The following is a 19924-nucleotide window of genomic DNA, read 5'->3' on the forward strand; positions in this document are numbered from 1 at the left end:
CCGAGTGGACGGCAGCCTACGCGGGCCCGACGCCGCTGTCGTGAGGTCCAAAGACCTCAGCGGGCTCAGCTCAACGGCTTGGCCAGGTCGTACAGCGTTTGGCCGCCAATCGTGACCTGGGTGAAGTTCTCCTGTACCCAGGTCGCGATCTGGCCGCCGCCACCGAACCCGCCGCCGAAGCCGCCCATGCCGCCACCGGAGACGTAGTAGCGCACCTGTCCGGACGCGACATACGCCTGGAACTCGGCCAGGGTGGGCGCCGGGTCGCTGCCGCTGAACCCGCCGATCGCCATGATCGGCCTGCCGCTGGCCAACTGCAGCGAGCCCGAGCCCTGCGACCCGTTGGCCGCCGCGGCCCACCGACCGGTGGTCGCCTTGAGCGCGGCCACCAGGTCGGGGCTCACCTCGCCGCCGCCCATGCCGGGGAAGCCCATGCCGCCACGACCACCGCCACCGCCGCCGGGGAAGCCCGTGCTGCTCGCGAACGATTCCGGACCGGAGGTCGGGATCGGGCCGTTGTGCGCGGTCGTCGCGGTGGCGATGGCGAACACCCCGGTCGCGCCGAACGACGCGACCAGGCCGAGTACCGCCACCGGCGCCGCGGCCCGGCGGAAGGCGTGCACGCCAACCGCGACGGCCGTCGCCGAGAGCACGCCGGTGATCCCGACCACCCACGGCAGCCACGGCTGCCACGACCCGACCCGGTGCAGCAGCACGATGCCCCAGCCCGCACTGAGAACGATCATCAATGCCAACAGGATTCTGGGCAGCACGAAGTCCCGGCCGCGCCACAGTTCGCGGGCCGCGATCGCCACCACGCCGACGATGCCGGGCGCCAGCGCCACCGAGTAGTACGGGTGCACGATGCCCTGCATGAAGCTGAACACCAGTCCGGTGACCAGCATCCAGCCGCCCCACAGCAGCAGCCCGGCCCGGGTGCGGTCGGTGCGCTGCGCCCGGCGGGTGAACCACAGCCCGGCGACCAACCCGACCAGCGCGGCGGGCAGCAGCCAGGACACCTCCAGCCCGAACGACGACCCGAACAGCCTGCCGATGCCGCTGGTGCCGCCGAACATCGAGTTGCCGCCGAAAGCGCCGCCACCGCCACCGCCGGGACCGCCGCCGCCACCCGGGCCCTCACCGCCGAAGATCCGGCCGAGGCCGTTGTAGCCCAACGCCAACTGCAGTTCGGTGTTGTCGGTGGAACCACCGATGTACGGCCGCGACGACGCGGGCCACAGGTCGCTGACGAGCACGAACCAGCCCGCCGACACCAGCAGCGACACCGCGGCCCACAACAGGTGCAGCCCGCGCTTGAGCGGGCTGGTCGGCGCGGCGACCAGGTACACCAGCGCGAACGCGGGCAGCACCAGGAACGCCTGCAGCGTCTTGGTGAGGAAGCCGAACCCGATCGCCGCGCCCGCGAGCGCCAGCCACACCGGGCTCGCCTTGTCGACCGCGCGCACCGTGCAGTACCCGCCGAGGACCAGCAGCAGCACCAGCAGCGCGTCCGGGTTGTTGTACTTGAACATCACCGCCGCCACCGGGGTCAGTGCCAGCCCGGCGCCCGCGAGCAGCCCCGCCGCCGGACCCGACCAGCGGCGCACGGCGCGGTAGAGCAGCCACACCGCGAGGACCCCGCAGATCGCCTCGGGCAGCAGCATGCTGAACGAGGAGAACCCGAGGAGTCGACCGGACAGGCCCATCAGCCACAGCGCGGCGGGCGGCTTGTCCACGGTGATCGCGTTGCCCGCGTCCAGCGAGCCGAAGAACAGCGCCTTCCAGTCCTGTGTGCCCGCTTGCGCCGCGGCGGCGTAGAACGAGTTGGCCCAGCCGGACGCGCTGAGGTCCCACAGGTACAGCACCGCGGTGGCCACCAGCAGGGTGACGGCGGCGGGCAGTTCCCACCCCGGCCGCCCGGTGGCGGTCGACGTGGTGGTGCCGGGGTGGGAGTCGGCCGGGGTGGGCTGCGACAGGGAGTCGGCCGTTGCCGTGCTCACAGCGTGTTCTCCGTGTTCTCCAGGACGGGATCGGTGGTGCGGCGGAACACCCAACTACGCATCAACAGGAACCGCAGGATGGTCGCCAACAGGTTGGCCGCGACCAGCACGGCCACCTCGGTCAGCCTGCTCGGTGCGGTCATCCCGTGCAACAGGGCGAGCGATCCGCTGGTCAGGCCGAGGCCGAGCGCGAACACGAGCAGCCCCTGGAACTGGTGCCGGGCCGCGCCCGCCGACCCGCGCACGCCGAAGGTGAGCCGCCGGTTGGCCGCGGTGTTGCCGATCGCCGTCACCAGCAGCGCGACCAGGTTCGCCGCCTGTGCGCCCAACTCGCCGCGCAGCAGCACGTAGAGCACCAGGTACGCCAGCGTGCTGACCACCCCGACGGCGGCGAACCGGACCACCTGCCGCAACAGTCCACTGGGGACACCCGGCGGGTCGACCGCGATCGCGTCCCGGCCGAGCTGGGCGCGCAACTGCGCGATCGGCAGGCTGCCGGTCGCCAGACCCCGGGCCAGCCGGGCGATGCCGCGCAGGTCGGCCAGCGCGGTCCTGACGATGTCCACCCGGCTGTCCGGGTCGTCCACCCAGTCCACCGGGACCTCGTGGATGCGCAGCCCCGCCCGCTGCGCCAGCACCAGCAGTTCGGTGTCGAAGAACCAGCCCGTGTCGACCACGTGCGGCAGCAGCGTGCGGGCCACGTCCGCGCGGATCGCCTTGAACCCGCACTGCGCGTCGGAGAACCGCACGGCCAGCGCCCCGCGCAGCAGCAGGTTGTACGAGCGGGAGATCAGCTCCCGCTTCGGCCCGCGCACCACCCGGGCGCCGCGGGCCAGCCTGCTGCCGATCGCCACGTCGGAGTGCCCGGAGATCAACGGGGCCACCAGCGGGGACAGCGCGTTCAGGTCGGTGGACAGGTCGACGTCCATGTAGGCGAGCACCTCGGCGTCGGAGCCGAGCCAGGTGCTGTGCAGTGCCCGGCCGCGGCCCTTCTGCTCCAGCCGCACCGCGCGCACCCCGGGCAGCTCGTCGGCGAGGCCCTGGGCGACCGACCAGGTGCGGTCGGTGCTGGCGTTGTCGGCGACGGTGATCCGGAACCGGTACGGGAAGTGGTCGCGCAGGTGCGCGTGCAGCCTGCGCACGCTGGGCTCCAGGTCGCGTTCCTCGTTGTACACGGGCACCACGACGTCCAGAACGGGCGCCGGTCCCGAGGTGCGCACCGGCCCGCGGGTGGCCGCTTGCCGGGGTAGCGGTGCCCCGGCCACGGCGGTGTCACCCGTCAAGCCGTCCGCGGCCCCGTCCGCCGCCATCTCAGTGGGAGTCATGGTGCTCACGGTCTCGGGGCGCACTGGGAGATCGGTGTGCTGAACCTGTGCGTCCGCTGTGTGAAATGAACCGGCGTGGGATGAACGGGTGACGGACACGGACCGCTCACCCACCGCTCACGTCGTAGAGGGTGACCCCGTCAACGGTCGTGGACTGATGGGTCTGGGCCACCCACTCGGCGATCCGGGCGGCGTCGTCGCTGCCGGAGCCGCCGCTCATCAAGCTGCCGCCGATGAACCAGTGGATCTTGTGCTGGGCGACGAGCTGCTGGAACTCGGCCAGGGTCGGTGCCGGGTCGGTGCCGTTGAACCCGCCGACGGCCAGTACCGGGGCGCCGGAGCCGAGCTGGTACCCGGCGGCGTTGTTGGACCCGACCACGGCGGCCGCCCAGGTGTAGCCACTCGCGTTCTCGGCCAGTACCGAGGACAGCTCCGCGCCCGGGGTCGGGGCGCCCAGCAGACCGCCGAGGCCGCCGAACCCGCCCGCGGCGCCGGTGAACCCGCCCGCGCCGCCGCGACCGCCACCCTGTCCACCACCCGGGCCGCCGCCACCGAAGCCACCGAACCCGCCCGGACCGCGCTGGGCCGAGGCCGGCCCGACCGAGGGCAGCGCCCCGGAGTGCGCCTGCGCCGCCGTCGCCAGCGAGTACGCCGCGGGACCGGCCAGCGCGATGAGCAGCGCCAGCACCGCCACCGCCCGCGCGGCGAGCCTGGGCAGCACCGGCACGAACACGATCATGATCGCGGTGGCCACTCCGCCGACCAGGATCACGGCGCGCAGCCACGGCTGCCAGTCCGACGCCCGGCTCAGCAGCAGCCACGACTCCAGCGCGGTCACCGCGACCCCGGCCGAGAGCAGCCCGACCGCCACCGCCTCGTGCCGGTGCCGCCACGCCTCGACCGCGCCGATGCCGACCAGCGCCGCGGCCGCCGGGGCCAACGCCACCGCGTAGTACGGGTGGATGATGCCGTCCATCAGGCTGAACACCGCGCCGGTGACCACCAGCCACAGCCCCCACAGCAGGGCCGACGCGCGCACCCGGTCGGTCCGGTCGGCGCGGCGGGCGAACCAGCCGACCGCGACCAGCGCCAGCAGCGCGGCGGGTAGCAGCCAGGCGATCTCGCTGCCCATCTCGGTGCCGAACAGCCGCGACCAGCCCGCCGAGCCCCAGCCCATGCCGCCGCCGACGCTGCCGACCTCGTCGCCGGTGATCCTGCCGAACCCGTTGTAGCCCAGGGTCAGCTCCAGCACGCTGTTGGTCTGCGACCCGCCGATGAACGGCCGCGACCCGGCCGGGATCAGCTCGACCACCGCGACCCACCAGCCGCCCGCCACGACCATCGCGCCGAGCGCGGCACCCAGGTGCGCGATCCGCCTGCCCAGCCCGGTCGGCGCCGCGAGCAGGTACACGAGGCCGAACGCGGGCAGCACCAGGAACGCCTGCAGCATCTTCGTGAGGAAGCCGAACCCGACGAAGACACCCGCCAGCATCAACCACTTGACGCTCGCCTTCTCCAGTGCCCGCACGGTCGCGTAGGCGCCCGCGGTGAGCAGCAGGACAAGAAGCGCGTCCGGGTTGTTGAACCGGAACATCAGCGTCGCCACCGGGGTCAGCGCCAGCGCCGCCCCCGCGATCAGCCCGGCGTGGTGGCCGGACCAGCGGCGCACCGCCGCGTACAGCAGCCACACCGACGCGACCCCGGCCAGCGCCTGCGGCACCAGCACGCTCCACGAGCTGAGCCCGAACAGCCGGACCGACAGGCCCATCAGCCACACCGACGCGGGCGTCTTGTCCACGGTGATGCCGCCCGCGCTGTCGGTCGCGGCGAAGAACCACGCCGACCAACTCTGCCCACCCGCCTGGGCCGCCGCCGAGTAGTACGCGTTGGCCCACCCGGACGCGCCGAGGTCCCACAGGTACAGCAGGGCGGTGCCGACGAGCATGGCGGCGACGGACAGCCGGTTCCCCAGGTGGGCCTTGGCCCGCGCCGCCGTGGCGGCGACGACCGGGCGGTCTGCGACGAGTGTCATGGGCCCACCATGGGTGGCCGCGCTGGGGCGGGCGTGTGTGGATCCTGTGCGCCGCCTGTGTGAACGCCAGTGGGCCGCTAGTGGGTGCAGTGCCTGGTGGTCTTGGCCTTGCGGGCGCTGTCGGGGAGATTCCGGATGGTCATGCAGCAGGAATTGGAACCGCGGTGGAACACGACCGACAGCGTCGAGTCGGGCGCGGGGAAGGTGCTGTGCGGCGGGATGCTGGTGAATGGCCCGCCGAGGCAACTGTCGTCGGCGAACAGGAAAGCGGTTCGGTTTGTGTCGTTGTTGAGTTCTCGCACGGTGTAGCCGAGTTGATAGCACCAGTCGTCGTCCGGGTCGACAATGCCGAGCCCGCCATCGGGTTCGTAGTACAGGAAAATCCCCCTGGCCGCGACGGCCTGGGGAGCCATCGCGGTCACGCCGAGCACCGCTGCGAGGAGGATGACGACCAGACGGCGAACATGTTTCACTATTGGCCCTCTCTCGGTGAATTCATGCGCATTCATGCGGAATTGTTCCCGCCGTACCCGCGTGATCGCCGGAAAGGCACCCGATCGTGGGGAATTGCCAAGCGTCGCTAAGTGAATGCCGCAATCCCATCACCCACCGCCACCGCGAGCGGACCGCTCAGCGGCGGCGGCGGATCGAGGAGTGGACTAGCGGCCCGAGCCGGGGGACGGCCTGTCCACGGCGTTCATTGATCGAGCTCTCCGGCGTGCGCGGCCTCGGCCTGCGCTGTCCCCGCCGGTGCCTCAGCCGCCGGGATGCGCACCGTGAACACGGTTTGGCCCGGCTTGCTCGACACGGTCACCGCGCCGTTGTGCGCGGCGACCACGGCGGACACGATCGCCAGTCCCAGGCCGGTGCTGCCCGCCGCCCGCGACCGGGACTCGTCACCGCGGGCGAACCGCTCGAACACCTCCGGCAGCAGGCCCGGCTGGATGCCCGGACCGTTGTCCGCCACGGTGAACACGGCGTCCGCGTCGGCCAGTCGCAGGGTTACCGTGATCGTCGTGCCGGGCGGGGTGTGCGTGCGGCCGTTGGCCAGCAGGTTGCCCAGGACCTGGTGCAGCCGGGCCTGGTCGCCGACCGCCAGCACCGGTTCCTCCGGCAGGTCCATCCGCCAGTTGTGCTCCGGCCCGGCCACCGCGGCGTCGCCGACCGCGTCCAGGACCAGGCGGGACAGGTCGACCGTCTCGTAGAGCAGCGGGCGGCCGGAATCCAGGCGGGCCAACAGCAACAGGTCGTCCACCAGGGTCGTCATCCGGCGCGCCTCCGACTCCACCCGGGAGATCGCGTGCGCCACGTCCGGCGGGACCTCGTCGAACCGGCGCCGGGCCAACTCCGAGTAGCCCCGGATCGCCGACAGCGGCGTGCGCAACTCGTGGCTGGCGTCCGCGACGAACTGCCGCACCCGGGTCTCGCTCGCGTGCCGCGCGGTCAACGCCGCCCCGATGTGCCCGAGCATCCGGTTCAGCGCCGACCCCACCTGGCCGACCTCGGTGCGCGGATCGGTGTCCGCCTTGGGCACCCGCACCGACAGCGCCACCTCGCCCCGGTCCAGCGGCAGCTCCGCCACCCGGCGCGCGGTCGCCGCCATCCGGTCCAGCGGCCGCAGCGTGCGCCGCACGATCAGCACACCGGCCACCCCGGCGATGGTCAACCCGATCAGCGACACCCCGCCGAGCACCAGCCCGGCCGTCCACAGCGTGTCCTCCACCGGCGACATCGGCAGCCCGGTGACCACCACCGCCCCGGTCGGCGTCGACACCGACAGCAGCCGGTACCAGCCGAGGTCGCCCAGGTCGCGTTCGCGCGCGCCCTGGTCCACCGGCAGCGCCAGCAGGATCGGGTACAGCGACGCGTCGATGTCCTCCGGGTCGCCCGCCCTGGTCTGCCGCTGCGCCGAGATCGCCTCGTTGTCCCGGAACGCGGCGTTGATCGTCCCGGCGCTCTGCGCGGGCGCCCGGCTCGGCGGCCGCGGGTGCTGGTCCTGGCTCAGGTCCGGCGTCTGCACCGGTCGGGTGAAGTACCCGACCGCCCGGAAGCTCGAGTCGGCCAGTTGCGAGTCCAGTTGGTCCACCAGGAACGCCCGCAACCCGACGACGGTGACCACGCCGATCACCAGCAGCACCAACCCGAGCAGCACCAACTGCTCGGCGATCAGCCGCGCCCGCAGCGACATCGCCCGCGGCTGCTTCTCGGCCCTAGCCCGCGGGTTTGAGGACATAGCCCGCGCCCCGCATCGTGTGGATCATCGGCTCCCGGCCCGCGTCGATCTTCTTGCGCAGGTAGGAGATGTAGAGCTCGACGATGTTGGCCTGGCCGCCGAAGTCGTAGTTCCACACCCGGTCCAGGATCTGCGTCTTGCTCAGCACCCGGCGCGGGTTGCGCATCAGGAACCGCAGCAGCTCGAACTCGGTCGCGGTCAGCGTCACCGCCTCACCCGCCCGGAACACCTCGCGGGTCTCCTCGTCCAGCGTCAGGTCGCCCACCACCAGCGCCGAACCACCACCCGACTCGGTGACCCCGGTGCGCCGCATCAGCGCCCGCAGCCGCAGCACGACCTCCTCCACGCTGAACGGCTTGGTCACGTAGTCGTCGCCGCCCGCGGTCAGCCCCGCGATCCGGTCCTCCACCGAGTCCTTCGCGGTCAGGAACAGCACCGGCAGCGCGTCGGTCTCCGCGCGCATCTTGCGCAGCACTTCCAGGCCGTCGAAGTCCGGCAGCATCACGTCCAGCACCACCGCGTCCGGCTTGAACTCCCTGGCCACCCGCACCGCCGACGAGCCGTCCAGCGCGCTGCGCACGTCCCACCCCTCGTACCGCAGGGCGAGCGTCACCAACTCCGCCAGCGTCGGCTCGTCGTCGACGACCAGCACCCGGACGGGCTGGCCGTCCGGCCGACGCAGTTCGGGGCGGGACGGGTTCGACGGGGAGTTCACGGTCATGTCCTCGATGGTGCTCGGTCGGGTTTGGCCCTCGCTGTGCCGTTCCTGTGTACCACCTGTGTCCGTTTCCCTCGTGTTCGACCACACTGGGTCACCTGAACTGGGAACGGGTCATAGCGGCCGCCCAAGGTTCACACAGCGCGCGCACAGGGTCGCGCGTGATCTTGTGTGGTACCCCGGTCCACCCGACCGTGCCCCGAACCAGGAGGACGCATGACCGAGCAGCCGACCACCGAGCCGAGCGGGCCCCGGGAGGAACCCGCGGCCTGGGGCGCGCCGCTGCCGGAACGCACCCAACCGCGCTGGTCCTGGCAGAAGACCGCCATCGCCGGGGTGGTGGCCGTCGCCATCGCCGCCGGTGGCGGGTACGCCGTCTACGCCGCGAGCAACTCCGCCGACAACCAGCCCGGCCGCGGCATGGGCTTCCCCGGTTTCCCCGGCGGCGACGGCCGCGGCGGCCTGAGCGCGATCATGGGCCTGATGTCCGCCCTGCACGGCGAGTTCGTGCTGCCCGACGGCAACGGCAAGTACCGCACCGAGCTCATCCAGACCGGTGAGATCACCGACCTCACCGCGACCGCCGTCACCGCCAAGAGCACCGACGGCTACACCAAGACCTACGTGATCGACGCGAAGACCGCCCAGAACTCGGCCAAGAAGGGCGACAAGGTCGTCATCATGGCCACCGTCTCGGGTGACACGGCCACCGCGACCACGATCACCCAGAGCACCGGCATGGGCTTCCCCGGCGGCGGCATGGGTCCCGGCGGCTTCCCCGGCGGTCAGGGCGGTCGGGGTGATCAGGGTGGTCAAGGTGGTCAAGGTGGCGGTCAGGGCGGTGGCCAGGGTGGTTTCCCCGGTGCTCCCGGCGGCGGTCAGGGCGGCTTCCCGGGTGGTGGCCAGGGCGGTGGTCAGGGTGGTTTCCCCGGTGGCGGGATGGGTCCCGGCGGTCAGGGTGGCCCCGGCGGCACGCCGTAGCCCTGGTCGACTCGCCGGTGGGCCCGCTCACTTGTCGACCGGGTCCACCACCTTCGCCGCCGCGGTGATGATCGCCCACAGTGGACTCCGCGTCCGCTCGTAGTACACCCGCCGGTTCGCCGGTTCCCGGTGCTCGGTCAGCATCCCCAGGTCGACCAGCCGGGTCAGCTCGACCCCGCAGGCGCTCTGCGCGATCACCGTCTTCGGCGGCTCCGACTGGAAGAACCGCGGTCCGGCGTGCGTGTGGATCCACAACGCCAACCGCAACCGGCTCGGCCGCCCGAACATCAACCGCCCGACATCGCCTGCGTCCATCCCCGCCCCTCGCGTAAGCCATAGCCACTATCAGCTATCAAGATACGGCCCGGATGGGTGTCGTGTCGAGCACATTCCGCACCGAGATCGATGCGCCGGGTGACCGGGTGGTTCCCGGGGTGGTCAGCGGACCCCCGCCGGGCGGAACTGGACGCTGATCCGCGCGCCGGTGCGCTCCCGCACCTTGGGGACGGCGTGGTCCCAGGTGCGCTGGCAGGAGCCGCCCATCACGACGAGGTCGCCGTGGGCGAGGGGGACCCGGCGGGACTTGCCGCCGTCGCGGGGTCGGAGCAGGAGGGGGCGGGTGGCGCCGAGGGAGACGATGGCGACGAAGGTGTCCGAGTGGGCACCGCGGCCGATGCGGTCGCCGTGCCAGGCGACGCTGTCGGCGCCGTCGCGGTAGAGGCACAGGCCCGCGGTCACGAACGGGGTGGCGTAGTGAGCGGATAGCGCTTCCTTTGCCGCGAGCAGGATCGGGTCCGGCAGCGGCGCGCCCTCCCGGTAGAACGCCAACAATCGAGGCACGCCCACGACGGAGTCGTACATCTGACGGCGTTCCGCGTGCCACGGGACGGTGTCCACCAACCTGGTGAACAAATCGCCGGTCGCGGCGAGCCAGCCGGGGAGCACGTCGAGCCAGGCGCCGTCGGTCAGCGGGACGCGGGTGGCGGCGGTGAGCGGGGCGAGGCCGGGGGTGGACTCGAACAGCGAGCTCTGGAACGCGTCGACCATGTCCACACCGTACTCGAACACCCGTTCGACCCCCGGCCGAATCGGTCCAGGCCGATCGGCGGGCGCCGGTCTGGCAGACTGGCCCGCGGCGACTTCGTGCGCCTGCACGCCGGAACCGGTGCCACCACCGTGGTTTCGCCCCGACGCGATCGGGGTACACGTCCTCGCCCATCCGCGTTCGCCGGAGAGATCGAGGTTTGCCCATGGCCACGCCCACATTGCCCACCCCAGCCGACCCGGCGTCGACACTGTCCGCGCTGTCCACACCGGACACCACCCGCATTCCGCCACCGGCCCGCGGCGTGGCCCGGCCCGCTGCGCCGGGCCGACTCGGCCTCCGGCTGCTCGCCGCCATCGACCTGGTGCTGCCGGACCTCTCCGAGCCGGGCGTCACCGGCGAACTGGCCGCCGGGCTGGCCTGGGCCGCCGCGGCGGGGGAGACCTGCCGGATCACCCGACCGGTGGATGGTGTGCGATCCGCGGTGGCGGCGATCCGGGCGGGCGAGCTCGGTGCGGCGCGCGGCCTGCTGGAGCACGCCGCCGCCGAGTTGCGGGACGCGCCCGCGCTGCCGGTGCCCCGCCCCGCGACGGGTGTCCAGCGCCGTTCGATCTAACGCCTTTCCCCCGGACGAGTGGACCCTGCCGCTCCGAGTTCAGCCCCCACCGGTACAGCGGGCAATCTCAGCTCACTGGCTCAATGAAGCGCCGGACCCCTGGGAGAACTCCAATGACACGGCAACTCGACGCGCTGCCCTTCCCCGGTACCCCGTCCCCCGGTCTCGACCTGCGCCGCGCGGTGGACGCCGCGCTGGCCGCGCTGATCACCCCGCCGTCGCCCGCGGCGGCCCGCGCCCTCGCCGACGAACTGCTCGGCGCGCTCGCGCGGACCGCCGCCACCGGCGACACCTGCCTGGTGCTGCCCGCCGCCGAGGCCGTCGGCCAGGCCCGGGGTCACCTGGTGGCGGCCAGGGACATCGAGGCCCGCGCCGCCCTGGTCCGCGCCCGCGGCCTGCTCGACGGCCGCACCCCGTGATCGTCCCCGGCCGCGCACCGCTAACGCAACGCGCCGCCGCGGTGCTCCGGCGATTGCCGCGGCCGCCAACGGGGTACTGACCGGCCGTGACCGAGCAGACCACAGAGGACGATGCCCACCGCCGCCCGCCCGGTGTGGACGACGCCACCGTCGCGGCGGTGGGCAAGCTCAGCGAGGCCCTGGAGACCGCCGAGCGCGCCCGCGGCCACCTGTATTCCTTCCACCAGCTCACCGGGTCGGCCGACCTGCAACTCGGCGACGCGGTCGAGAAGTTGGCCGAGGCGGGCCACACCGAGTTGGCCGACCGGCTGCGCGCTGACCTGGTCGGCCGCAATGTCCTGTACGGCCGTTGGACGTTCCAGGTCGTCGAGGAATACGACGACGGTTACCACGCGCGTTTCCGGGCCGCCGAGAAAACCGTGCGTGACGAACTGTTGCGGGGCAGGCGACACGTTTTCGAGGCGGAGATGAAGGCGGACCGCCGAACGCACGGCGCCGAGGGCCACGAGGCCCGACCGTGAGCACGTGCGCGCGGGAGGCCGCCGTGACTTGGCATCGCCGGACACGGTACGGAATCCTGGTGACCATGCAGATTCGCAGCCGTTCACGCGCGCAAACGCACTCGACGCCGCACGTCCGCACGTCCGAGTGCCCGGAGTGCCTCGGCTCCGGCCTCGCCCCCAACCGCAAGGACTTCTGCCCGCGCTGCGGCGGGCTCGGCCAGGTGCCCCGTGCCGCCTGAACCCGGCGTCCCCTGCCCGCACCACTGCGGGCGGGACGGGATGATCCGCTGGCAGCAACCCCGCCCGGACGGTGACGGTGGCACCGTGCTGGTGGACATGGAGTTGCCCTGCCCGGCCGGGCACGCCGCGCACTGGCGGCACCCGGCCGCCGAGCGCTCCCGCGTCGTCGGCGTCCCGGGGACGGTGCCCACCCGGGCGCCCGGCGTCACCGACGTGGCCAACCAACTCCCGGACGGCCTCGCCGAGATCCTCACCGACCTCTACCGGCGGGCGGGCGGCAAGATCGACTAGCCCGCCAACCGATCACGACTCGGTCTCGAGGACCAGCCGGACCGAGGCGAAACCCGCCTGTCGGGAGATGACGGGCCGGCACATCCGACCCTAATGTCCGTGGCGATTTGTCACAGATTCCCGGGAGTTTCGGATGAGAAGAACATTCACCGTTGTTTTAGCGCTGACGATGGTTATCGGTGGCGCGGCGCCTGCAATGGCCGCGCGAATTCCCTGGCACGGTTGTGCACTCGGTCCGGATGACGCGACCGGGGCGGAACTGGATTCGGTGGGCGCCACCTGCGGCGAACTCACCGTCCCGCTGGACTACGCCGACCCCGCCGGTCGGAAGATCACGATCGCGGTGTCCCGGCGACCCGCCACCGACACCAGGGTCGGCACCCTGTTCCTCAACGGCGGCGGGCCGGGCCCCTCGATCGACGCGGTGTCCATGGTCGCGCGGTCGGCGCCCGCGATCGCCGCCCACTACGACCTGGTCGGCGTCGATCCGCGGTTCTTCGGCCGCAGCACACCCCTGGACTGCGGCTACCCCACCGGTGAGTACATATCCCTGGCCCAGGGCGCGACCCCCGACCGACCGGCATTCGACCGCTCCGTGGCGATCGCCGCGGACCTGGCAGGCCGGTGCACGGCGCACCGGGACGTGCTCCCGTACGCGAGCACCCGCAACATCGCCCGCGACCTGGACGCGGTCCGCGCGGCACTGGGAGTGCCCCGGATCTCTTACCTGGCCTGGTCGTTCGGCACGTACCTCGGCGCGATCTACACGCAGTTGTTCCCCGGCCGGACCGACCGCGTGGTCCTCGACAGCGCGAGCGACCCCACCGCCTACGGCCCCGCGTTGACCCGGTCGAGCGCCCCGGCCGACGCGGCCGCGCTGCGGGACTGGGCGCGGTGGGCGGCCGACCACAATGGACAGTACGGGCTCGGCGGCACACCAGCCGCCGTGCTGGGCACCGTCGCCGCGATCCACCGGGCCGCCCGTCGCCCGCTGGACATCGGTGGTCACCGGGTCGACGCCGACATGGTCCCCGGTCTGCTGCTCACGGTCGACGACACCGACGCCTCTTACGCCGAACTCAGCGCCGAGGTCCGCGTCCTGCGCGACGCCGCCCGCCGCCTCCCGGCGACCCCGACCGACGTCCTGCGCCAGAAGCTCGACCTCTACACCGATCCCACCAGCACACCCGACTTCTGGTTCAGCCCCACCAACGCCAACCAGTGCGCGGACCGGCCCGCGTGGCGCGACCCGGAGGCCTACTACGCCGACATCCGCGCCAACCTGGCCACCGAACCGTTCTACGGTCCACTCGCCCGGCACATCACCCCGTGCGCTTTCTGGCCGGTGCGACCGGTCGAGCCGCCCACCCGCGTCGACAACGCCGCCCCGGCGCTGATCGTGAGCGCGAGCGACGACCCGGTCACGGCGTACCAGGGGCAGTTGGTGATGCACCGGGCGTTGACCGGGTCCCGCATGGTCACCCTGGCGCACTCGTTCCGGCACGGCGTCTACCTGTACGACCCGTCGACCTGCGTGACCCGCGTCGTCGAGCACTACCTGCTGGACGGGGTCCTGCCCGGCGCCGACCTCACCTGCGCCAAGGGCTGAGGTCGTCACCCGGGCGGACCAGGCCGGACTCGTAGGCGATCACCACCGCCTGGACCCGGTCGCGGACGCGGAGCTTCGCCAGGATGTTGCCGACGTGGGTCTTGACCGTGCCCGCGGCCACGGTCAACCGATCGGCGATCTCCGCGTTCGACCACCCCCGGGCCAGCGCCACCAGCACCTCCCGTTCCCGCGCGGTCAGGTCGCCCACCGCGCGCACCGCGGCGTCGTCCACCGGCGGCGCCAGCCGGTCCAGCAGCCTGCGGGTGGTCGACCCGGCCAGCACGGCGTCGCCCCCGTGCACCGTGCGGACGGCGGCCAGCAGGTCCTCCGGTGCCGCGTCCTTGAGCAGGAACCCGCTGGCGCCCGCCCGGATCGCGGCCAGCGCGGACTCGTCGAGGTCGTAGGTGGTCAGGACCAGCACCCGGGGCGGCTCGGGCAGCGCGGCCACCCGGCGGGTCGCCTCGATGCCGTCGAGCCCCGGCATCCGCACGTCCATCAGCACCACGTCCGGCCGCAGCCTGCGCGCTTGCAGCACACCCGTGTTCCCGTCGGCCGCCTCGCCGACGACGGTCAGGTCCGGCTGGGCGTCGAGCACCATCCGGATGCCCGCCCGCACGAGGTCCTGGTCCTCGACCAGCAACACCCGGACGGTCACGCCGGGATCCGGGCGCTGAGCACGGTCCCGCCGCCGGGCGCGGGCCGCAGGGTGACCGTCCCGCCGAAGGCCGCGGCCCGCTCCCGCATGCCGATCACGCCGTACCCGCCGGTGGGGTCGACCGCGCCGGTCCCGTTGTCCCGCACGTCGACCTCCAGGTGCCCGTCGACCTTCCGCACGGACACGACCGCTGTGGCCGTCGGCCCCACGTGCTTGATCACGTTGGTCAGGCCCTCCTGCACGATCCGGTAGACGACCAGCCCCAGTTCGGGCGCGAGCGACACCGGCCGCGCGTGGAGCGCGACGTCCAACCCGCCCGTCCGCACCCGCTCCACCAACCCGGGCACGTCGTCGATCCCGGGGTCCTCCGCCCGGAGCAGTCCCAACAACCGCCGCGTCTCCACCAGCGCCTGCCGCCCGTGCTCGGCGATGGTCACCAGCGCGGCCACCGGTTCCCCCGAGTACCGTCCGCCGTCCGCCTGCGCGATCACCACCGCCAGCGAGTGGGCCACCACGTCGTGCATCTCCCGGGCGATCCGGGTCCGCTCGGCCAACACCGCCAACCGGTCCCGCTGCTCCCGCTCGACCTCCAGCAGCCGGGCCCGGTCCACCAGCACCGCCACCTGCCCGAGCCGCGCCCGGTGCAGCGACCCGACCGCCCACGCCGCCACCACCGAACACGCCAGGAACCCCGCCGTGACCACGTGCGCCCACGTCGACGTCGGCAACATCGGCCAGCGCACCCCGCCCAGACCGGCACCGACGAGCCCGGCCACCAGCGCCGCCCGGCCCGACCACCGCGGCCCGTACGCCGCACACGCGTGCACCACCACCGGCACCGCCAGATCCCCCGGGACGACCCCGAGGGAGTCGCCGACGACGACCCACTGTCCAATCGCGACAACCAGGACCGCCGCGGCGCACCCCACCACCCACCGCCGCCGGACCACCAGCGGGAGTGCCAACAACACCGACCACACCACGAACCCGACCGGCGCCCGGACCACGGCCCAGTTCGCCATCCCGACCCCGGCCAACGCCAGCGCCCCACCCACGTCGACCACCGACGCGTGCGCCCGCGCCCAGGCGTAGACCCGTTCACCAAGCACGGCACCACCGTAAGGCAGTGCCGTGCCCAGTCACCTCAGCCGACGGTCGCACATCCGGTCGGGCGGCCTACGCCGCGAGGACTACGCCGGAAGGACTAGCCACTAGTGATCGGCTGCTCGGGCGGCGTCGTGGAGGGAATCGGTGAGGTAACCCAGCCACTTGGTGGCGGTGGCCGGGTCGTTGCCGTCGAGGGGTTCGTTGACGCCGGGGAGGACCTTGACCGCGTAACCGGTGTACGTGCCCGGGGCGTAGATCTGGTGCCGGTACCACGGGCGGCCGGGCAGGCCCTCGTCCTGGGTCAACGCCCGTTCCTGCGCCAACAACGACTTGTTGAGCCGGGAGAACTCGTGCCCCGAGTGGCCGCTGTCCGTGAACTGCTTGTCCCGCAACAGACTATCCCGTGTGGACTCCAGCTTCTCCGCCGCCCGCAACCACTCCTGCGCGGCCTTGGTGGCGGCCGTCACGTCGACCCCGCGCTTGCCCGCGTCCGCAAGGTAGGTCAGCGTCTCGCGGGCGTAGGTGGAGTAGTTGAGCTGGAAGACGTCCGCCTGGGCCAGGCGCAACGCGGTCAGGCCAGTGGTCTTGGCGGCGACCGACTGGTAGCGGAAACCCGGGTCCAGGAAGCGGTCCACGAACCGCGGGTCGTCGATGGTGCTGTGGTACTCGCCGCCGGGGGAGGAGAAGCCGAGGTCGGCGGACGCGATGCCCAGGTGCTGCAGGAAACCCGTGTAGTCGGAGCCACTGCCCAGCCGGTCCGGTTTCCCGGGGCCTTTGGCGGTCCAGTTGGCGTAGACCGTGCCGTGCTCGGGGTCCGGGACGTCCTTGGTGACCCCCGCGATCAGGTCGTCGAGGGCGGGCACCGACGCCGCCCCGAACGACTTGCCCGCCGTGCCGTCCATGTTGAAGTAGGCGACCGCGCCGCGCCGCAGTTCCGGGGCCAGTTGTTCGACCCACTCGGTCGACCCGAGCAGGCCGTACTCCTCACCGTCCCAGCCCGCGATGACGATGGTCCGCTCCGGCCGCCACCCGGTCTTCACCAGCCGCGACAGGCCGTACGCGATCTGCAGCGCGGACGTCCACCCGCTGGTGTTGTCGTCGCTGCCGTACACCCAGGCGTCCCGGTGCGCGCCGATGACGACCTTCTCCTCGGGGTGCGAGCGGCCCTTGATCTCGGTGACGATGTTGTCCACCGGGATCTGCCGGTAGTCGATGTCCAGCCCCAGGTGCGCCTCGGTGGGGCCGGGGCCGACGTGGTACGGGAAGTCGAGACCGCCCTGCCAGCCGGTCGGGACCGCGGCGCCGCCGAGCGCGCGCAGCAGCGGTTCGGCCTCGCCGTAGGAGATCGGGGTGGTCGGGACGCGCGGCAGGTTGTCCGCGTCCTTCGGGTCGATCCGGTGCGTGCCCGGGGTGGACGGCTCGCCGGGGGTCAGCGGGTCGCCGGGGTACTTGAACACGTACTGCACGCTGCCGCGCTGGATCGAGTCGGCGGGCCGCCACGGCCCGTCCGGGTACACCGGGCCGCGGGTGAAGCCGTCGTCGCGCGGGTCGGAGTAGATGATCACGCCCTTGGCGCCGTGCTCCTGGGCGACCTCGGACTTCACCCCGCGGAAACTGGCGCCGTAGCGGACGAGCACGATCTTGCCGCGCACGTCGACGCCGAGGTCGGCCAGCTTCTTGTAGTCCTCGGGCAGCCCGTAGTTGGCGTAGACCACCTGACCGGTGACGTCACCGGCGGGGGAGTAGGCGTTGTAGCCGACCACGGCCTCGTCAAGGTGCTGCTGCCCCGGGTACGGCTTTTCCTTGGTGCTCAACGTTTTCTTGGTGGGCGCGGTCATGTCGACCTTGATGCTCTTGGGCACCGAGCCGTAGACCGAGAACCGCAGGTGGTCCGGGTGCAGGCCCCACTTCCGCAGTTGGTCCACCGCGTAATCCCCGGTGATCTTGTCGCCCTCGGTGCCGACGAGGTGGGGCCGCTCGGACAGCGCCGTGTTCAACTCGCGCGCCTGAGCGGGATCGATGGCGGCCATGAAGTCCTTCTCCACCCGCCGTTGCGCTTCCGAGTGCGCCGCGGTGAATCCGGGCAACGCCACGTCCTGCGCGGCGACGGGGACGGTGCCAAGCGCGGTGGTCAACCCCACCACGGCCACACCCGCGACTACTTTCCTACCGCGATGGGTGATGCTCCGCATGCGTCCAGCCAACCGGCTCGGGGCTGGGAGCACCACCCACTGATCGTCGGCACCATTAGTGGTCGGACCACGGGCGCCAGATGTACGCGTGGTCGTCTTCGGTCCGGCCGTTGCCGAGGATGTACCCCGAGTCGGTCACCTTGGTCGCCTCCCCACCGGCCACCTCCTCGGACTTCGGCCCGAGCAGTTCGGTCGGCTGGTCGTCCGTCCCCCACACGACCGGGTACTGGCTGCTGCCCCAGCCGCTCTGCACGGCCCCCACCACCAGACCGTGGTTGTTGATGTCGCCGACGGAGAACGACCACGTGTCGGGCTGCCCCGCCAACTCGTGCGGCACCCCCGCCTCATCCCACCGAACCCCGGCCACCGCGATGTTGTCTTCGTTGAGCATCTCGCCGACCACCGCACCCCGGTCGTTGACGGCGACCGCGTGCCCGCCGTAATGCCCGGACGGCGCAGTCAACCGGTGCCCGCGCCCATCGGCGTCCCACTCGAACGGCCCGTAACTCCCTTCACCCACAGCGACCCCGCAGTCGTTCACCGCCCACACCTCGGACCAGAACGTCTCACCGGCGTCCAACACCCGCGCCTTACCGTCCGGCCCCCACTGCACCGCCTCGGTGACGGGTGTGTCCGGCTCCCGGCTGTCCATCTGAAGTTGCCCGTACGCCACCCCCGCGTCGCTGATGCCATGCACGTCCCCCCACAACGCCTTGGGCGGCAACTCCAACGCCGTCATCCGCCCCGAACGACTCCACCGCACCGGCCTGGGCCCCGGATCGTTCGGCCCCCGGGAAGTCCCCACCGCGTCCCCACGGTCGTTCACCGCCGTGGCCTCACTGATCGTGGTCCCCGGCAACACCCCGAGATCACGAATCCCACCCCGGTCCCACCGCACCGCGTGATGCCCGTCCGGCCCAACGGAATTCCCCACGACCACCCCCGAATCACTGATCGCCACCGCCTCGGCATCCCCACCCAACGTCCCAAGATCCACCGGCTTCCCCCCACGATCCCACCGCACCGCGTGCCCCCCGTTGTCCGGCCCCGACGCCCCCACCGCCGTCCCGCCCTCATTGACGTCCTTGACGATGGTCAAGCTGTCCCCCGGCAACGGCAACAGATCAACCACCCGATACCCATCCCCCGCCGCCTGCCCCACCGCCGTACTCGGACACCCACCCACCACCAACACCGCCGCCACCACACATCCCTTCCACACAGCCATTTCCTCCCACCCCTTGGTCCGCCCAGCCACCCAACACTCCCGCCCAACCTCGCCCCACCCCCCACCCCCACACCAGAGGAAAACGATCTGTGAACACCCCACCCCCACCGCCCCACCCCGAGCGACACAGCTACCCCACCCAGCAACACCACGCGCGACAACGGCCCCACCACACTTCCCGCATCGCACCCCTCAAAACCCCCCGCCTCACCGACAAACACCACGCTGGCGCCACACGCCTCGAACCCCACCCCTCATCGAAAAGGCGCCACCTCCCGCACCGCGCGCCTCGAAACCCCACCCCATATCGACGAAGCGCCACACCGGCACCGCGCGCCCAAAACCCACCCCTGATCGACGAAGCCCCACTCCCGCACCGCGCCCCAAAAGTCCACCCCTCATCGACGAAGCTCCACACCGGCACTGCGCGCCTCGGGACCCGCCGACACCAACTGCCCGTTGTGGTGAAGTTGTTTTGTTTGGGGGGAGCGGTGGCCTAAGCCGGCGGGCGGGTAAGGCCACGCTTTCCAGTGGCCCCGCCTTTTAGCCTTACCCAGGCTGCCGCTAGGGGCCCCAAACAAAACAACTTCACCACAACGGGCACCACCGCTTTTATCTGGCGCCAATGGCCGGCGTCGCCGCCAGGCGACAAGGCCGAACCCCGAGCGCAGCGAGGCCCAGTGACCCCTCACACCATGATCAACCCGGATGAAAGCCCCCGAATACACAG

19 protein-coding genes are annotated in these 19924 nt (G+C 72.0%); 7 read left to right on the top strand and 12 right to left on the bottom strand.

The features are described from left to right. Positions 1 to 65 precede the first annotated feature (65 nt). From H504_RS38095 to H504_RS0131970, 6 genes are all read right to left on the bottom strand, one after another. Complete coding sequence (locus H504_RS38095) at positions 66 to 2000, bottom strand: ArnT family glycosyltransferase (protein ID WP_245614541.1); 1935 nt, start codon at positions 1998 to 2000, stop codon at positions 66 to 68. Further along, positions 1997 to 3325, bottom strand: coding sequence for a bifunctional glycosyltransferase family 2/GtrA family protein (locus H504_RS38100; protein WP_245614542.1), 1329 nt, complete (start codon positions 3323 to 3325; stop codon positions 1997 to 1999). The genes H504_RS38095 and H504_RS38100 overlap by 4 nt, the downstream gene beginning before the upstream one ends. A gap of 106 nt (positions 3326 to 3431) precedes the next feature. Further along, entirely contained in the window at positions 3432 to 5357 is a 1926-nt protein-coding gene (locus H504_RS0131955; protein WP_084468501.1) for an ArnT family glycosyltransferase, read from the bottom strand. 77 nt (positions 5358 to 5434) lie between these two features. Further along, positions 5435 to 5830, bottom strand: coding sequence for a hypothetical protein (locus tag H504_RS0131960; protein WP_026426120.1), 396 nt, complete (start codon positions 5828 to 5830; stop codon positions 5435 to 5437). Positions 5831 to 6054: 224 nt separating this feature from the next. Next, positions 6055 to 7590, bottom strand: a complete 1536-nt coding sequence (locus tag H504_RS0131965; protein WP_051386480.1) for a sensor histidine kinase — start codon at positions 7588 to 7590, stop codon at positions 6055 to 6057. Beyond that, positions 7568 to 8311 carry a response regulator transcription factor gene (locus H504_RS0131970; RefSeq protein WP_026426122.1) on the bottom strand — a complete coding sequence of 248 codons (744 nt, stop codon included), beginning with the start codon at positions 8309 to 8311 and terminating at the stop codon, positions 7568 to 7570. Before H504_RS0131970 ends, H504_RS0131965 begins: the two co-directional genes overlap by 23 nt. 213 nt (positions 8312 to 8524) lie before the next feature. Here H504_RS0131970 and H504_RS38105 point away from each other — a divergent pair, with 213 nt between their 5' ends. Further along, a complete protein-coding gene (locus H504_RS38105; protein WP_084468502.1) occupies positions 8525 to 9289 on the top strand; it encodes a hypothetical protein in 765 nt (254 codons plus the stop codon). Between the two features lie 27 nt (positions 9290 to 9316). Here H504_RS38105 and H504_RS0131980 read toward each other — a convergent pair whose 3' ends face one another. Together H504_RS0131980 and H504_RS0131985 are read right to left on the bottom strand one after the other, a co-directional pair. Beyond that, complete coding sequence (locus H504_RS0131980; RefSeq protein ID WP_026426123.1) at positions 9317 to 9604, bottom strand: hypothetical protein; 288 nt, start codon at positions 9602 to 9604, stop codon at positions 9317 to 9319. A gap of 123 nt (positions 9605 to 9727) precedes the next feature. Then, a complete protein-coding gene (locus tag H504_RS0131985; protein WP_026426124.1) occupies positions 9728 to 10336 on the bottom strand; it encodes an alpha-ketoglutarate-dependent dioxygenase AlkB in 609 nt (202 codons plus the stop codon). A gap of 203 nt (positions 10337 to 10539) precedes the next feature. Here H504_RS0131985 and H504_RS0131990 point away from each other — a divergent pair, with 203 nt between their 5' ends. The 6 genes from H504_RS0131990 (at position 10540) to H504_RS0132010 (ending at position 14012) form a co-directional block, all read left to right on the top strand. Next, positions 10540 to 10950 (top strand): hypothetical protein, encoded by a 411-nt coding sequence (locus H504_RS0131990; RefSeq protein ID WP_026426125.1) that lies wholly within the window; start codon positions 10540 to 10542, stop codon positions 10948 to 10950. Positions 10951 to 11063: 113 nt separating this feature from the next. Beyond that, entirely contained in the window at positions 11064 to 11369 is a 306-nt protein-coding gene (locus H504_RS0131995; RefSeq protein ID WP_026426126.1) for a hypothetical protein, read from the top strand. Positions 11370 to 11455: 86 nt separating this feature from the next. Then, positions 11456 to 11890 (top strand): hypothetical protein, encoded by a 435-nt coding sequence (locus tag H504_RS0132000; RefSeq protein WP_026426127.1) that lies wholly within the window; start codon positions 11456 to 11458, stop codon positions 11888 to 11890. Between the two features lie 65 nt (positions 11891 to 11955). Beyond that, entirely contained in the window at positions 11956 to 12111 is a 156-nt protein-coding gene (locus tag H504_RS41760) for a hypothetical protein (protein WP_169735489.1), read from the top strand. Continuing rightward, positions 12101 to 12403 (top strand): hypothetical protein, encoded by a 303-nt coding sequence (locus H504_RS38110; RefSeq protein WP_157440750.1) that lies wholly within the window; start codon positions 12101 to 12103, stop codon positions 12401 to 12403. The genes H504_RS41760 and H504_RS38110 overlap by 11 nt, the downstream gene beginning before the upstream one ends. 268 nt (positions 12404 to 12671) lie before the next feature. Next, on the top strand, positions 12672 to 14012 hold the full coding sequence (locus H504_RS0132010; protein ID WP_342668824.1) for an alpha/beta hydrolase: 1341 nt from the start codon (positions 12672 to 12674) through the stop codon (positions 14010 to 14012). Here H504_RS0132010 and H504_RS0132015 read toward each other — a convergent pair. The 4 genes from H504_RS0132015 to H504_RS0132030 form a co-directional block, all read right to left on the bottom strand. Then, complete coding sequence (locus H504_RS0132015; protein WP_026426129.1) at positions 13993 to 14667, bottom strand: response regulator; 675 nt, start codon at positions 14665 to 14667, stop codon at positions 13993 to 13995. The genes H504_RS0132010 and H504_RS0132015 overlap by 20 nt on opposite strands. Then, the gene (locus H504_RS0132020; RefSeq protein WP_035307251.1) at positions 14664 to 15776 is read right to left on the bottom strand and encodes a sensor histidine kinase; all 1113 of its coding nucleotides are present in this window, start codon (positions 15774 to 15776) and stop codon (positions 14664 to 14666) included. The genes H504_RS0132015 and H504_RS0132020 overlap by 4 nt, the downstream gene beginning before the upstream one ends. Before the next feature lie 102 nt (positions 15777 to 15878). Beyond that, positions 15879 to 17966, bottom strand: coding sequence for a M28 family peptidase (locus H504_RS0132025; RefSeq protein WP_245614543.1), 2088 nt, complete (start codon positions 17964 to 17966; stop codon positions 15879 to 15881). Between the two features lie 55 nt (positions 17967 to 18021). After that, a complete protein-coding gene (locus H504_RS0132030; protein ID WP_026426132.1) occupies positions 18022 to 18705 on the bottom strand; it encodes a hypothetical protein in 684 nt (227 codons plus the stop codon). Between the last annotated feature and the right edge of the window lie 1219 nt (positions 18706 to 19924).

This window comes from Actinokineospora inagensis DSM 44258, from assembly GCF_000482865.1.
In the GTDB taxonomy this organism is placed as follows: Bacteria; Actinomycetota; Actinomycetes; order Mycobacteriales; family Pseudonocardiaceae; genus Actinokineospora; species Actinokineospora inagensis.

Bases quoted from the DNA above. Each gene is read 5' to 3' on its own strand.
- H504_RS38100 (WP_245614542.1), bottom strand. From the start codon at position 3,325: ATGACTCCCACTGAGATGGCGGCGGACGGGGCCGCGGACGGCTTGACG.
- H504_RS0131955 (WP_084468501.1), bottom strand. From the start codon at position 5,357: ATGACACTCGTCGCAGACCGCCCGGTCGTCGCCGCCACGGCGGCGCGG.
- H504_RS0131965 (WP_051386480.1), bottom strand. From the start codon at position 7,590: ATGTCCTCAAACCCGCGGGCTAGGGCCGAGAAGCAGCCGCGGGCGATG.
- H504_RS0131970 (WP_026426122.1), bottom strand. From the start codon at position 8,311: ATGACCGTGAACTCCCCGTCGAACCCGTCCCGCCCCGAACTGCGTCGG.
- H504_RS38105 (WP_084468502.1), top strand. From the start codon at position 8,525: ATGACCGAGCAGCCGACCACCGAGCCGAGCGGGCCCCGGGAGGAACCC.
- H504_RS0131980 (WP_026426123.1), bottom strand. From the start codon at position 9,604: ATGGACGCAGGCGATGTCGGGCGGTTGATGTTCGGGCGGCCGAGCCGG.
- H504_RS0131985 (WP_026426124.1), bottom strand. From the start codon at position 10,336: ATGGTCGACGCGTTCCAGAGCTCGCTGTTCGAGTCCACCCCCGGCCTC.
- H504_RS0131990 (WP_026426125.1), top strand. From the start codon at position 10,540: ATGGCCACGCCCACATTGCCCACCCCAGCCGACCCGGCGTCGACACTG.
- H504_RS0131995 (WP_026426126.1), top strand. From the start codon at position 11,064: ATGACACGGCAACTCGACGCGCTGCCCTTCCCCGGTACCCCGTCCCCC.
- H504_RS41760 (WP_169735489.1), top strand. From the start codon at position 11,956: ATGCAGATTCGCAGCCGTTCACGCGCGCAAACGCACTCGACGCCGCAC.
- H504_RS0132025 (WP_245614543.1), bottom strand. From the start codon at position 17,966: ATGCGGAGCATCACCCATCGCGGTAGGAAAGTAGTCGCGGGTGTGGCC.
- H504_RS0132030 (WP_026426132.1), bottom strand. From the start codon at position 18,705: ATGACGGCGTTGGAGTTGCCGCCCAAGGCGTTGTGGGGGGACGTGCAT.